This is a genomic window from Streptomyces rhizosphaerihabitans, from assembly GCF_025399795.1.
In the GTDB taxonomy this organism is placed as follows: Bacteria; Actinomycetota; Actinomycetes; order Streptomycetales; family Streptomycetaceae; genus Streptomyces; species Streptomyces rhizosphaerihabitans.
Map to the genome: position 1 here is coordinate 23,550 of NZ_JAODTZ010000004.1, position 13,425 is coordinate 36,974.

General features: G+C 72.0%; 11 protein-coding genes. 1 reads left to right on the forward strand and 10 read right to left on the reverse strand.

Going from position 1 to position 13,425, the window contains the following annotated elements; all coding sequences use genetic code 11:
- Positions 1-23: 23 nt before the first annotated feature.
- Positions 24-953 carry an LLM class F420-dependent oxidoreductase gene (locus N4G66_RS05060; RefSeq protein WP_261702729.1) on the forward strand — a complete coding sequence of 310 codons (930 nt, stop codon included), beginning with the start codon at positions 24-26 and terminating at the stop codon, positions 951-953.
- Positions 954-983: 30 nt separating this feature from the next.
- Here the strand turns inward: N4G66_RS05060 and N4G66_RS05065 are convergent, their stop codons facing one another.
- The 10 genes from N4G66_RS05065 to N4G66_RS05110 form a co-directional block, all read right to left on the reverse strand.
- Positions 984-2,678, reverse strand: a complete 1,695-nt coding sequence (locus N4G66_RS05065; RefSeq protein WP_261702730.1) for a flavin monoamine oxidase family protein — start codon at positions 2,676-2,678, stop codon at positions 984-986.
- Between the two features lie 70 nt (positions 2,679-2,748).
- The gene (locus tag N4G66_RS05070; RefSeq protein WP_261702731.1) at positions 2,749-3,570 is read right to left on the reverse strand and encodes a carbon-nitrogen hydrolase family protein; all 822 of its coding nucleotides are present in this window, start codon (positions 3,568-3,570) and stop codon (positions 2,749-2,751) included.
- Positions 3,571-3,876: 306 nt separating this feature from the next.
- Complete coding sequence (locus tag N4G66_RS05075; RefSeq protein WP_261702732.1) at positions 3,877-4,257, reverse strand: DUF742 domain-containing protein; 381 nt, start codon at positions 4,255-4,257, stop codon at positions 3,877-3,879.
- 7 nt (positions 4,258-4,264) lie between these two features.
- On the reverse strand, positions 4,265-4,768 hold the full coding sequence (locus N4G66_RS05080) for a roadblock/LC7 domain-containing protein (RefSeq protein WP_261702733.1): 504 nt from the start codon (positions 4,766-4,768) through the stop codon (positions 4,265-4,267).
- Positions 4,758-7,070, reverse strand: coding sequence for a sensor histidine kinase (locus tag N4G66_RS05085; protein ID WP_261702734.1), 2,313 nt, complete (start codon positions 7,068-7,070; stop codon positions 4,758-4,760). The genes N4G66_RS05080 and N4G66_RS05085 overlap by 11 nt, the downstream gene beginning before the upstream one ends.
- Positions 7,071-7,246: 176 nt before the next feature.
- The gene (locus N4G66_RS05090) at positions 7,247-8,731 is read right to left on the reverse strand and encodes an HAD-IA family hydrolase (RefSeq protein WP_261702735.1); all 1,485 of its coding nucleotides are present in this window, start codon (positions 8,729-8,731) and stop codon (positions 7,247-7,249) included.
- A gap of 678 nt (positions 8,732-9,409) precedes the next feature.
- Complete coding sequence (locus N4G66_RS05095) at positions 9,410-10,471, reverse strand: ABC transporter ATP-binding protein (protein ID WP_261702736.1); 1,062 nt, start codon at positions 10,469-10,471, stop codon at positions 9,410-9,412.
- Positions 10,472-10,474: 3 nt separating this feature from the next.
- Positions 10,475-11,293, reverse strand: a complete 819-nt coding sequence (locus N4G66_RS05100) for an ABC transporter permease (protein ID WP_261702737.1) — start codon at positions 11,291-11,293, stop codon at positions 10,475-10,477.
- Positions 11,281-12,189: an ABC transporter permease gene (locus N4G66_RS05105; protein ID WP_261702738.1), complete on the reverse strand. Its 909-nt coding sequence runs from the start codon at positions 12,187-12,189 to the stop codon at positions 11,281-11,283. The genes N4G66_RS05100 and N4G66_RS05105 overlap by 13 nt, the downstream gene beginning before the upstream one ends.
- Positions 12,186-13,343 carry an ABC transporter substrate-binding protein gene (locus N4G66_RS05110; protein ID WP_261702739.1) on the reverse strand — a complete coding sequence of 386 codons (1,158 nt, stop codon included), beginning with the start codon at positions 13,341-13,343 and terminating at the stop codon, positions 12,186-12,188. The genes N4G66_RS05105 and N4G66_RS05110 overlap by 4 nt, the downstream gene beginning before the upstream one ends.
- Positions 13,344-13,425 lie beyond the last annotated feature (82 nt).

The window sequence follows — 13,425 nt, forward strand, 5'->3', positions numbered from 1 at the left end:
CTGATGCGAAGGAGTACACAGGTATGACGACGCGACTCGGCCTCACCCTCCCGCAGATGAAGCAGTACGACCTCGGACGGGACGTGCCCGACGTGGCACGCGCCGCCGAGGCGATCGGGTACGACAGCCTGTGGGTCTTCGAGCGGGCCCTGTTCCCGGATCCCCCGACGCAGGGGCTGTACGGCATCGAGGGACTGGCGTGGCCGGAGGGGTACCGCGGTGTCGCCGACCCCCTGGTGACCTTGACTCTCGCGGCCGCGGTCACCGGGCGCGCCGAGCTCGGAACCAGCGTCCTGGTGGCCCCGCTGCACGTGCCTTTCCAGCTCGCCAAGGCCCTCGCCTCGCTCGACGCGGCGAGCGGCGGCCGGGTCGTCGCGGGCTTCGGCTCGGGCTGGTCGCTCGACGAGTACGCGGCGGCCTCCCCGCGGCCCTTCGAGGAGCGCGGCCAGTCCCTCGACGAGGTGATCGGGGTGTGCCGCGCGGTGTGGGGTCCCGACCCGGTGGTCTACGACGGCACGCTCACCAGGATCGCGTCGGCCGCTGTCGGCCCCAAGCCCGCCCGGCCGATCCCGATCCTGCTGGCCGCCAACACCGGAAAGGCACGGCGCCGGCTCGTCGACCACGCCGACGGGTGGATGCCGATCGGCATGGGCGTCGAGCAACTGACGGCGCAATGGACCCAGTTGCAGGACCTGGCCGCCGAGCGCGGCCGCACGGACCCGCTGCGGACCGTGCTGCGCACCAACCCGCGCTACACACCCAAGGCCTACGCGGGCGACGACCGTCAGCCCTTCCAGGGCGGCGTCGACCAGATCGTCGAGGACCTGGTCGCCCACGCCGAGGTCGGCCTCGACGAGATCTTCCTCGACCTGCAGAGCTCGGTGCGGGACGCCCAGGAGCTGAAGGACGTGGCCGCCGAGGTGTACGAGGCGGCGCGGGCGGCCGGGGTCTGACCCGCCCGCCGCGCGCCCCGCGAGGAAGGATCAGTCCTCGGGCAGTTCCACCGGCGCGATCTCGTCGTAGACGTCGCCGGGCCCGGGGTTGGTCGGGTCGGTCGTCCCGCCGAGCTGGTGCATGACGCCCCAGACCGCGTTCAGCGCGGTCTGGACGGCACCCTCGGCCCAGCCGGCCGTCCAGGAGATGTCGTCACCAGCGAGGAAGATGCCCCGCTTGTCCTCGGGCAGCGACTCCTGCATGAAGTGCGTGAACAGGCGGCGCTGGTAGCGGTAGTGACCCGGCAGGTTGGCCTTGAACGCGCCCATGAAGTAGGGCTCGTTCTCCCAGGACACGGTCACCGGGTTGCCGATGATGTGCTTGCGGATGTCGACCTTCGGGTAGATCTCGCCGAGCGACTTCAGCATGACCTCCATGCGCTCGCTCGCGGACAGCGGCAGCCACTTCAGGCTGTCGTCGCACCACGTGTACGAGAGGCAGATGACGGCGGGCTTGTCCGGGCCCTCGTCGAGGAGGTAGGTCCCGCGCGTCATCCGGTCGGTCAGCGTCATCGACATGACGTCACGGCCGGTCTCCTCGTCCTTGTCCAGCCAGAACGGCCGGTCGACGGGCACGAAGAGCTTGGAGCTCTCCATGTAGTGGGTGCGCTCGATCGCCGTCCAGTGGTCGATCGGGAAGAGCGAGTCGTCGCAGGCGACCTTGGAGAGCAGCATCCAGGACTGGGCGGTGAAGATCGCCGCCTTGAACGTACGGATGTCGCCGTTCGCGTCCGTCACCGTGATGCCGTTGCCCGCGGTGCGGTTCAGCCGGGTCACGGCCGGGCGCGGGGCGCCGTCGTGCAGTGTCGACAGCGAGGTGCCGTACGCCCAGTGGACGATCTTCTCCGGCTCGCGCTCCCACAGGCGCAGCGGAAGCTGCTGGGAGCCGCCGACGATGCCGCGGTGGTGGTCGTCGGCCTCGGTGTAGACGACGCGCAGGATCTCCAGGATGGAGTTCGGGAAGTCGGTGTCCCAGCCGCCGGTGCCGAAGCCGACCTGGCCGAAGATCTCGCGGTGCCGGAAGGACTTGAAGGACTCCGACTCGCAGAGGAAGCCGTAGAAGGTCTGGTTGTCGAGCTTCTCGACGAGCTTCGACCAGATCTCCCGGATGCGCGGAACGTCGCGCTCCCGCATCGCCTGGTTCATGTCGGAGAAGTCGGCGCCGTCCTCGAGACAGGCGTTCCAGGCGTTCATCACGTCGCGGTAGACCTGCGGCAGGTCGTCGACGGAGGTCGCGTAGTGCGACTCGCCCTTGAGGTCGACGACCGTGGAGGGCGTGGACTCGGCGAGGGGGTTGGGGAACGGCCGGGTCTCGAGGCCCACCAGGTCGATGTAGTGCTGGAGGGCGGTGGAGGACGGCGGGAAGCGCATCGCGCCCATCTCGGCGGTGAGCGAGGGGTCGCAGCCCTCGAATCCGACCGTGCGCAGCCGGCCGCCGATCTCGTCGGCCTCGTACACGACGGGCTTGAGGCCCATCTTCATCAGCTCGTACGCGGCCACGATGCCGGACAGTCCGCCGCCGATGACCGCGACCTCGGTGCCGTGCTCGGTCGCGGGTATCTGCCCGAGGCCCGCGGGGTGCGCGAGGAAGTCGTCGTAGGCGTAGGGGAAGTCCGGGCCGAACATGGTGATCGGCGGCTGCTGCACGTCGGCGTGCTGGACGGCGTTGGGCACGGTGGACGTCATGGGGTACGGACTCCTTGCGCGAAAACTGGTGAGGGGAAGGCTTGTCGGACCGGGCGGAGGTCGGACGAGGTCAGACGAGGGACCCGTAGAGACCGGGGCGGCGGTCCTTCAGATACGGGTTGGTCTCGCGCGAGGCCGCGAGGAGGACGGGGTCGGCGTCCGCCAGGACCAGTTCCTCGCCACGGCCCGCCCGGGCCCGGGCGATGCCGTCGGGCGAGGCCAGCGTGGACAGTCCGACGAACTCGAACTCCCCTTCAGGACCGGTGCGGTTGACGTAGGCGACGTACATCTGGTTCTCGAAGGCGCGCACCGGGACGACGGATTCGGCGACGAACTGGAACGGGTGCATCTGCGCGGTCGGCACGAGCAGCAGATCGGTGCCGGCGAGGGCGTGCGCGCGGACGTTCTCCGGGAACTCGACGTCGTAGCAGATCATGAGGCCGACCCGGAGGCCGTTCAGTTCCGCCTGGACGACGGGCTGGTCGCCGGGCGTGAAGTGGTCGTGCTCGAAGCAGCCGAAGAGGTGGGTCTTGCGGTAGTTCGCGAGCCGGGTGCCGTCGGCGGAGATCAGCTGCGCGGAGTTGAAGACGTCCGCTCCGGCATCCGCCGGGGAGCCTTCGCCGTGGCCCGCTTCGCGCTCGGGGTACCCGTAGGCGACGGCCAGGCCGTGCCGGGTGGCGATCTCCGCCACCGCGTCGGCGGAGTCGCCGTCGGCGGGCTCCGCGAGGCGCGCGATGTCGTCACCGATGGCGTAGCCGGTCAGGAACATCTCCGGCGTCACGATCAGCCCGGCGCCCGCTGCGGCGGCGCGGCCCGCGGCCTCGTCGAGCACCTTGAGGTTCTCGACGATCGAGCCGGGGCGGCCGGAGCTCTGGAGCAGGGCTGTGCGCATGCGGGTTCTCCACCGGTACGAGGGGGGTTCGGGGGCCAATAAGACGGTACGGTCGGCCGGCTCGGGGGGACAAGAAGGACCCGTTGCGCGCCACCGAACGATTCATTGCGTGCGCCCGGCCCCCGGCGGCGATTCGTTGCGTACCTCGCCGCGCTCACCCGTCATGGCCCCGATCCCCTGGAGACGCAGGTCACAGACGGGTTCCGCCCCCTGGGAGGCGTCGAGGGAGCGGAGACGGCACGGAAGCGGGGCGACGCCCTGGATGTCCGGCCGCCGCGGTCCCCCCGCGTCCGGATCTCCCTGCGCTCACAGCTCGCGCAGCCGCTCCACGATCTCGCGCAGCAGCTCCGGGTCGGCCGCCGGACCGCCGTGCGGCAGCCGGTACGGCTCGTCGATGCGCAGCAGACCGGCCTCGGCCAGGTCGCCGAGCAGGACCCGTACGACGGTCAGCGGCAGGTCGGCGTCCGCGGCGAGCTCGACGACGGGCCGGGGGCCGCGGCGGGCCAGGTCGAGCAGGGCCGCCGCGGCATGATCGACACCGGGCTGCCCGGCGTCCGTCTCCAGGACCGTGACCTGCGACATCAGATCGATGACGTGCCGGTCCGAGGGCCGGGTCCGGCCCCCGGTCACGGTGTAGGGCCGCACCATCGGCCCGGTCTCGTCCTCGTACCAGTGGTCGTCGGTCACGAGCGGATCAGTGGCCCGCGGGGTCAGCCGCCGAACGTACGGCGGCGGCCATGTGGCGGCCGACGCGGCGGACGAGCAGTTCCATCTCGTGGGCGAGCTGTCCGACGTCCGTCTGCACCTCGCTGAGCACGGCCAGCCGGCTTCCGTCACCCGCCGGGGTGATGAAGAGGTAGGCGTCGTCGAGCATCACCATGGTCTGGCGGACCCCGCCCGCGGCGAAGCGTTCGCCCGCCGAACGGGCGAGGCTGTGGAAGCCGGAGCAGACCGCGGCGAGGTGTTCGATGTCCCGTCTGCCCATGCCCTCCGAGGAGCTCAGCGGCAGTCCGTCGGCGGTGAGGAGCACGGCCTGGCGGACGTGGTCGGTCCTGGCCACCAGGTCGTCGAGCAGCCACCCGAGGTCGGTGCCGGGCCGGTCGGAGTCGCCCTCGGCCCCAAAGGCACCACCAGCCGTCTCCGGGTGCTGGGCCTCGATGGTCTGGGCAGGGTGCTCTGGGAGCTGGTCAGGGCGCATCGTCGGCGTCCGTCCCTTCCTCTGTGTCGGTTCGCTGCGCGGGGCCGGGCTGCGCGGAGCCGGACCCGCTGGTGCCCGGCTGCGTGGGCAGGCCCTTGCGGCCGCGGTCGAGGCCGCGCTGGAAGGCCCCGAAGACCGCGCGCATCTCCTCCGGAGTGACCTCGCGCTCCGGCGTCTCGTCGGCCACCGGTCCCGCGGTGCGCAGCTCGGGGGCGAGGGCCCGCTGGCGGATCCGGGTGGGCAGCTCGGGCGGGTCCGGAACCGAAGTGTCCGGCGGCACGAAGCCGGCCTCCTCCCGCCGCGTCCTCCGTTGCCCGGGGAGGACCACGGTGGCCGTCCGTGAGGGAAGCGCCGCCGGGACCGGGTCCGCCTCCACCGCTCCACGCGCCGATTCCACCGGTGCGAGAACCGCCTCGGGCAGCAGCACCACCGCCGTCGTACCGCCGTACGGGGAGCGGCACAGCGTGACCTTGATGCCGTGCCGTGCGGCGAGCCGGCCCACCACGTACAGCCCGAGCCGGTCGTGCCGGGTCGGGTCGAAGTCGTCCGGCGTGGTGAGGGTGCGCTGGGCCTCCTCGATCTGTTCGGGCGCGAGACCGAGGCCCCGGTCGTCGATCTCCAGGACGAACCCGCTCCCGGCCCGCCCGGTGCGCAGGGTGACCTGGGTGCGGGGCGGTGAGAACACGGTGGCGTTCTCGACGAGTTCGGCGATCAGATGGACGATGTCGGCGACGGCGTCCGCCGCGATGCCCACCTCGGGCATCGGGGGGACCACCACGCGTGTGTAGTGCTCGATCTCGCTCACCGCGGAGGACACCACCTCCGCGACGGGTACCGGCCGCCGCCAACGGCGGCCCGGGGCCGAGCCGGAGAGGATGATCAGACTCTCCGCGTGGCGCCGCATGCGCGTGGTGAGGTGATCGATCCGGAACAGGTCGTCCAGGACGTCCGGGTCGTCGGTGCGCCGCTCCAGCGTGTCGACGAGCTTGAGCTGGCGGTGCACGAGCGCCTGGTTGCGGCGGGCGATGTTCAGGAGCACCGCGAACAGCCCGCGGCGCAGGGTGGCTTGCTTGACGGCGGCCTCGACGGCGGCGAGCCGGGCGGTGTTGAAGGACCGGCCGACCTGGCCGATCTCGTCGGCCACCGCCTCCACGTCGGCCAGGGGCGGCGCCTCGGCGGCGGCGTCGACCTCTTCGCCGGCGCTCAACCGCTCCATGACGTGCGGGAGCTGACGGTTGGTCAGCAGGTCGGCGGCGTCCCGCAGCGACTCCAGGCGGCGCGAGATGCGCCGGGCGCCGCGCACCGCCAGCCAGAGGGACAGTCCCACGGCGGCGAGTCCGAGCACGCCGACGATCGCGGCCTTGGTCAGCTCCTGGTAGGCGAACGCACGTCCGCGTGCGGCGGAGTTGATCGCCGATCGGGTGCACAGCCGCATGTACCGCTTGACGGCGCGGTCGGTGGTGGTGCGCCAGGAGCCGGCCGCGACGGCCTCGCCCGCGCGCTGCGCGCCCGCCCGGAGCAGGGCGTCCTCGTCCCGGGTGAGCTCCTTGTGCAGGTCCTCGCGCTGGAAGGCCTCGAAGAGGGCGCGCGAGTCGGCCGGCAGGTCGGGCACGTAGGTCCGCTCGAAGACCCGGCGGTCCTCGATGGTCGCGGTGAGGGTGTCGTACTGCTGGTCGGTGAGCGTTCCGGCCACCCGCGCCCCGGCGACGAGCGCGTCCTCGCGCGACACGAACTCCCGCACCCGCACCAGCTCGACGACGACCTGCGCCTCTCGGGCCAGTTGTCCCGCCTGGAGCGAGGTGAGCGCGGACTCGACGTCGAAACCGGGTTCCACCAGGGCGCTGTATTCGGCCACGGCCCGGTCCCAGGTGACGGCGTGGGAGAGCACTCGGTCGCGCAGCCCCTCCAGTCCGTCGACGGAGTGGAGCATGGTGTCGAGCGCCTGCCGTTGCTGGCCGGAGAGCCGGCTTCGGTCCCCGTTCCGGACCGCCGCGCGCAGGGCCGTCACGGCGCGGTCGGTGCGGCGCTCCTGGGCCAGCAGCCCGACGCCCGCCGTCGTCCCGTGCTTCGTGCCCAAGTACGCGGCGGCGAGGCGCCGTTCGATCTGGATCTGGCCGATCGCCGTGTCGACCGGCGTGCCGAAGGTGGTGTAGACACTCTGGAGGCGGACGAGCGCGCGCAGTTCGCCGGTGACGGACACCATGGCGAAACTCCACAGTGTCATGAGGGCGATCACCGGAGCGATCGAGAGGGCCACGATCCGCGAACGGACCGTGGACGGACGACCGAAGGGCCAGCGCATGGTCTCCCCAGGACGACAGGACGGTCGGGTGGCCGGGTGACGTTTGGTAACCCATCGGCTATTACTCGCGGGTAGCGATCGCGGCTCAAAACTAGTGGATGACGTGCCCGGACCGCAATGGTCCGGACTGACTCACCGTTCAACGCGCGCGGCACGCCACCGCCCGTTCCGCCTTGTCAGTCCCCGCGGGGCACGGCGAAGACGGTGACGACCGCCGCGTGGTCTGAGGGCCAGTCATTGCCCGCGACATCCGGCCAGGGACGCGGGGTGCCGCTGACGAGCGTGCGGGAATCGAGCACGGTCAGACCCCGGTGCAGGACGAAGTCGATCCGGTCCTGCGGTTCCGGGCGCCCGCTGCCGTCCTCGTGCTCGGTGTGGACGGGCGACCAGGTGTGTCCGGGATCCCGTACCGGGTCGGGGTGGGCCTCGCGGTAGGAGTCGCGCAGGCCCGTCTCCTCGGCGGCCCGCGTCACCGGCCAGTCGACATCCGGCCAGTCCAGGTGCGAGGGCACGTTGAAGTCGCCGGTCAGGACGACCGGAACGGAGCCGTCGGAGGTGTCGCCGATCCGCCCCAGGATCTCGCGCATCCGGGCGAGCCGCCCGCTCTCGTGCGCGATGAGCTCGGCCGCCGGAAGTCCGTCGAACCGGGCCTCGTACGGGCCGTACGGCGCGCAGTCGAGGTGAGCGCTCCAGACGTCCACCCGCTGCCCGCCGTCCAGTTCGATCCGGACGCCGGTCCCCCCGTAGAAACCTGCGTCAGGGTCGCCGAGCACGGCGACGATCGGGTGGCGGCTGATGACGCCGAGGTTGTCGCCCGCACCGTGGTGGTGCCAGCCGAGGGCGTCGGCGAGTTCCCGCGCCGCGTTCCCGTACGTCTCCTGGAGCCCGATCACGTCCACGCCCGTCTCGGTGATGACCCTGAGCTGCTTCTCGCGGTGGCCGTCGACCTTGGTGCCGCCGAACCAGAGGTTCCAGCTCATCACCCGCAGCTCGCCGGGGGCGACCATCGCACGCAGCCGGGCCGGGGACACCCCCTCCAGGCTGCCGAGCACGGTGCGGCCGGCCGCGGGCGCGATCGGCGCGAGCGAGGGCACCGCGAGGACGGCGCAGCCCGCCGACTCGGCGGAGGTGACGCCGGTCTGGGTGTCCTCGACGGCGACGCAGGCGGCGGGGTCGACGCCGAGAGCGCGGCAGGCGGCGAGGTAGGGGTCGGGGGCGGGCTTGGTGCGTTCGGTGTCGTCGGCGGTGACGGAGACGGCGAAGCGTTCGGCGCCGAGCGCTTCCAGGACGGTGTCGGCGACCGTGCGCGGGGAGGCGGTCACGAGGGCGGTGGGGACGCCTTCACGGGCGAGCGCGTCGAGCAGTTCCCTCGCCCCGGGGCGAGGCACGATGCCCGTACGGACCCGGTCCGCGAACTGCTGGTGCAGCTCGGCGGCGATCCCCTCCGCCGGTGCGCCGGTGACCCCGGCCAGCCAGGCGGCGGTGTACTCGACGGGCCGCCCGAGCACCTGCGGCTGGTCCGCGCCCGTCAGCGCGTGCCCCAACCCGTCGGCCACCTGCTCCACCGCCTCCCACCACAGCCGCTCGGTGTCCACGAGCGTGCCGTCCATGTCGAACAGAACGGCCTGGAGAGGAAGTCGGTCGGTGGTGCGGTGGGTCACGGTGTTCTCTTTCTTCGGTGGGGGTGAGTGGGGGGAGTTGTCCGGAGAGGGTGAGTGGGGGTTGTCCGGGCGGCGAAGTGGTCAGGGTCGGATATGGAGGGAGCCCTGCGGGCCACGCGCCGACGGTGCGGTGCGTACGGTGCCGGGGACTCCGCGGGTTCTATTGGCCCGGCCCCTGGCCGTGCGGTACCGACCTGACCGCGTGGCGCGCGGCAGGGAGGGCACCGGGACGCCGACTGCTCGAAGCCGTCCACCCGGCGGGGGCCGGGACGGACACGCCCTGGCCGTGCGATGCCCGACCGGAGGGCCGGACGCGGGGCACGGCACCAGGACGCCCGCGGTGCGAACCCGTCCGCGTCGCGGAGTGCCGGGCGGACACACCTCGCGGGACGGTCCGGGCGCCGCGCGGAGTACGGCGCCCGGCGCCATACACGACGGGCCGGCCGTCGCGCGGGGTCCGGCATCGGCGCCCGGAGCTGCGAGCTGCGGGGTCCGCCCGCTCCGTGGGCCGCGGCAGCCCACCCCCCACAGAGACCTCCGCGACTCGGCCGGTCCTCGCGGGCCGCGCCCCCGGATGTCGCATCCCCGGATGCCGCACCCGGCGCGGTACCCGAAGCCCCGCCCCCCGCGCGGGGCAGGACACTCGGCGGCCTCGCGGGGAGGGCGATACCGGGTGCCTCAGCTCGTGCGCTCGGCGACCAGGACCGGACGGTCCGGCAGGGTGACGGTCACGGCGGCGCCCGATGTGAGCGTCGCGGCCTCGTACGTGGGCAGGTCGGCCTTGACCTCGGTGCCGTCGGCGAGCCGCACGGTCACGCGGGTGGCCGCGCCGAGGAACGCGGTGGCCACGACCCGCGCGTCCCCCGCGTCGTCGGCGCTCACCCGGACCGCCTCGGGCCGTACCAGCACATCCACCTCCCCCGGTGCGGGCGCGTCCCCGTCCACCGGCAGCCGCCGGCCGAGCACCTCGACCCGGTCGCCGTCGAGGGTCCCCGGGATCCGGCTCATCGTGCCCACGAACTCGGCGACGAAGGCGGTGGCGGGACGCCCGTACAAGTCGGCGGGCGACGCGCACTGTTCGAGCCGGCCGGCCCGCATCACCGCGACCCGGTCCGCCATGGACAACGCCTCCTCCTGGTCGTGGGTCACGAACAGGGTGGTGATGCCGAGTTCCAGCTGAAGGCGGCGGATCTCCTCCCGCAGCGAGAGCCTGACCTTGGCGTCCAGCGCGGACAGTGGTTCGTCGAGGAGCAGGACGCGAGGCCGCAGGGCGAGCGCACGGGCCAGTGCGACGCGCTGCTGCTGGCCGCCGGAGAGCTGGTGCGGGTACCGCTCGCCCTTGTCCCCGAGACCCACGAGATCGAGCAACTCGGCCGCGCGGGAACGCCGTTCGGCCGTCCGCACCTTGCGCATCCGCAGCCCGAAGGCCACGTTGTCCAGGGCGCTCAGATGCGGGAAGAGGCTGTACGACTGGAAGACCATCCCGGCGTCGCGGCGGTGTGCCGGTACCCGTGTGATGTCCTCGCCGTCGACCAGCACCTCACCGGAATCGGGATGTTCGAAGCCGGCGAGCATGCGCAGCGCGGTGGTCTTGCCGCAGCCCGAGGGGCCGAGCAGAGCGAGAAGTTCACCGGGCCGGACGGTGAGGTCCAGGCCGTCGAGGGCGACGGTCGGACCGAACTCCCGCCGGAGCCCCCGGAATTCGACGGTGGCGGCTTTGTCGAGCGTGGCGACGGTCATGGTTCATCCCCGGGAGGCGGAAGCGGTACGGGAGCGGCCGCCGAAGACGGCGAGCGCGAGAAGCAGTGCCCAGGTGAGGAACAGGCTGAGCACGGAGACGGCGACGGACATCTGGGCCTGCGAGCCGCCGACGTTGTAGATCCACACGGCGAACGGCTGGTAGCCGAGCAGGCGCGCGACCGTGAACTCGCCGAGCACCAGGGCCAGGGTGAGGAAGGAGGCGTTGAGCAGCGCGCCGCGCAGATTGGGCAGCACTGCGCGCACGAGCGCCTGCGGCCGGCTCGCGCCGCAGCTGCGGGCCGCCTCGACGAGAGTGCGCACGTCGACGGCGCGCAGTCCCGCGTCCAGGGCCCGGTACACGAACGGCAGCGCCATCACGACGTACGCGAGGACGAGGACGACCGGGAAGCCCGGGTCCTGGATCGCCACGAACGTCTGGAACAGCGGGGTGCGCGAAAGATGTTCGGGCCCCCACTTCAGGACGGTGGCGATACCGGCGACGAACGCGATCGGCGGGACGACCAGCGGCAGGGAGCACACCACCTCGACGATGGGCCGCAGCCGGGGGGAGCCGAGCCGCAGCGCGACCGTGGCGGGCACCATCAGGAGCAGCACCACGACGATGGTCGCGGCGGCGAGTTCCAGCGAGAGCAGCAGGCTGGAGACGAATCCGTCGGCGGACACGATCTGGCTGTAGGCGTCGAAGGTGACGCCCTGCCCCGGCACGTCGACCGTGAAGATCACGGAAGCGGCCATGGGCACCAGGAAGTACAGCGCGGCGAGGGCGAGAACCACCCAGCGCCACAGGTTCAGGCGAGCCATCGCGCGCTCCGTCGTTGCAGGGGCAGGTACACGGCCATGACCAGGCCCGCGATGAGGACCATGTCGAGGCTGAGGGCGAGCGCCACGTTCTCCTGGCCGACCAGCACGTTGCCGGAGATGGCGTCGGCGATCTGCAGGGTGACCAGCGGCACCGCGCTGCCGACCATGGCGGCGGCGGTGGCGTACGCGGCGAAGGCGCTGCCGAAGAGGAGCACGAGTCCGCCGAGGAGCGAGGGCGCGAGGACGGGCAGCGCCACGTGCCGCCAGTACTGGACGGAGGTGGCGCCGTTGTTCTGCGCCGCCTCGCGCCACTGGGAGCGCAGGCCGTCGAGGGCGGGCGTGATGGTGAGGACCATGAGCGGGATCAGGAAGTACAGGTAGACGACGACCAGGCCCCAGAAGCTGTAGAGGTTCCAGCCCTTTTCAGTGAGGCTCAAGTGCCGTGTCAGCACACCGGAGTTGCCGAGGGTGGCGACGAAGGCGAAGGCCAGCGGGACGCCGCCGAAGTTGGCGAGGACCCCGGAGGCGGTGAGCACGGCCTCGCGCAGCGCGCGGAAGCGGGAGGTGACCACGGCCTGGGCGAGCGGCAGTCCGAGGACGGTCGCGAGGCCCGCGGCGACGGCGGACAGCTTGACGCTGCCGATCAGGGCGGTCAGGTAAGCGCCCTGGAAGGAGCCGGTCAGGTTGGCCGTGGTGTACGAACTGGCGCCGGTGGTCTGGTCCTTGACGGTGAAGGCGCCGTTGAGCATGGCGAGCGCGGGGACGCCGAAGGAGATCGCCACGAAGACGAGCAGCGGGAGGACGGCGAGCGGGCCGGTAGCGCGGCGGCGCCGCCGCTGCCGGTGGGCAGCGGCGGGCACCACGTCGGCCGGGGCCTCGGTGAGAGCGGTGGTCATCCGGAGACGGCCTTGCCCCAGCCCTGGCCGAGCACGGTCTTGGCCTTGCTCTGCTGGGCCTCGGTCGGGAAGCTCGGGGTGCCCGAGACCGCGGGGAGCTTCGCGGCGGCGGCCTTGTCGAGCGTGCCGGCCTTCTCCAGCGCGGTCATCAGGGCCGGGCGGGCGTATCCCTTGAGCCAGAGGTTCTGGCCCTCGGCGCTGTAGAGGTACTCCTGCCACAGGCGGGCGGCCGCCGGGTGCGGGGCGTCCTTGTTGACGGCCTGGGAGTAGTACTGGGAGAACTGGCCGTCGGACGGCACGGAGACTTTCCAGTCGACGCCCTTGGACTTGAACTCGTCGGCGTAACCGGCGTTCAGGTAGTCCCAGTCGATGCTGATGGGCGTCTCGCCCTTCTCGACGGTGGCCGGGGTCGACTCGACGGGCGTGTAGTTGCCGTTCTTCTTCAGCTTGGCGAAGAAGTCGAGGCCGGGCTGGATGTCGTCGAAGGAGCCGCCGCTCGCCAGCGAGGCCGCGTACACACCGCCGAAGGCCGAACCGGACTTGGTGGGGTTGCCGTTGAGCGCGACCTGGCCCTTGTACTGCGGCTTGAGCAGGTCCTTGAAGGTCGTCGGGCACTCCTTGACCTTCTTGGCGTCGCAGCCGATGGAGATGTAGCCGCCGTAGTCGTTGTACCAGCGGCCCGCCGCGTCCTTCTGTCCCTCGGGGAGGTCACCGAAAGCGGTCACCTTGTACGGGGCGAGCAGCCCCTGCTGGGCCGCGCTCAGCGCGAAGGAGCTGCCGAGGTCGAGGACGTCGGGGGCCCGGTCCTGGCCCTTGCGCGAGGTGACGGCGTTGATCTCGTCCTGACTGGAGCCGTCCGGGCTCTCGACGTCGATCTTGATGCCGTACTTCTTGGTGAAGCCGTCTATGAGGGCGCCGTAGTTGGCCCAGTCGCGGGGAAGGGCGATCGCGTGCAGCGTGCCCTCCTTCTTGGCCGCCTCGACCAGGGCGTCGAGACCGCCGAAGTCCGCGGCGGAGGTCGCGGTGGCCGCGCTCTTGCCGTCGGCGGTGGTCGCCTTGTCGTCGGGTGCGGCGCCGCAGGCGCTCAGGGTGAGGGCTGCGGCGACGGCGAGGCCGCCGGTGAGGAGGGCGGTCCTCGGCAGGAACACGGTCACGGTCTCTCCAGGGTGACGCACGAGGGTGGGGTGGGACGGAGAACTTGTCTGAACAAGTTGGCCCCAGTAGGCCCGCCGATGG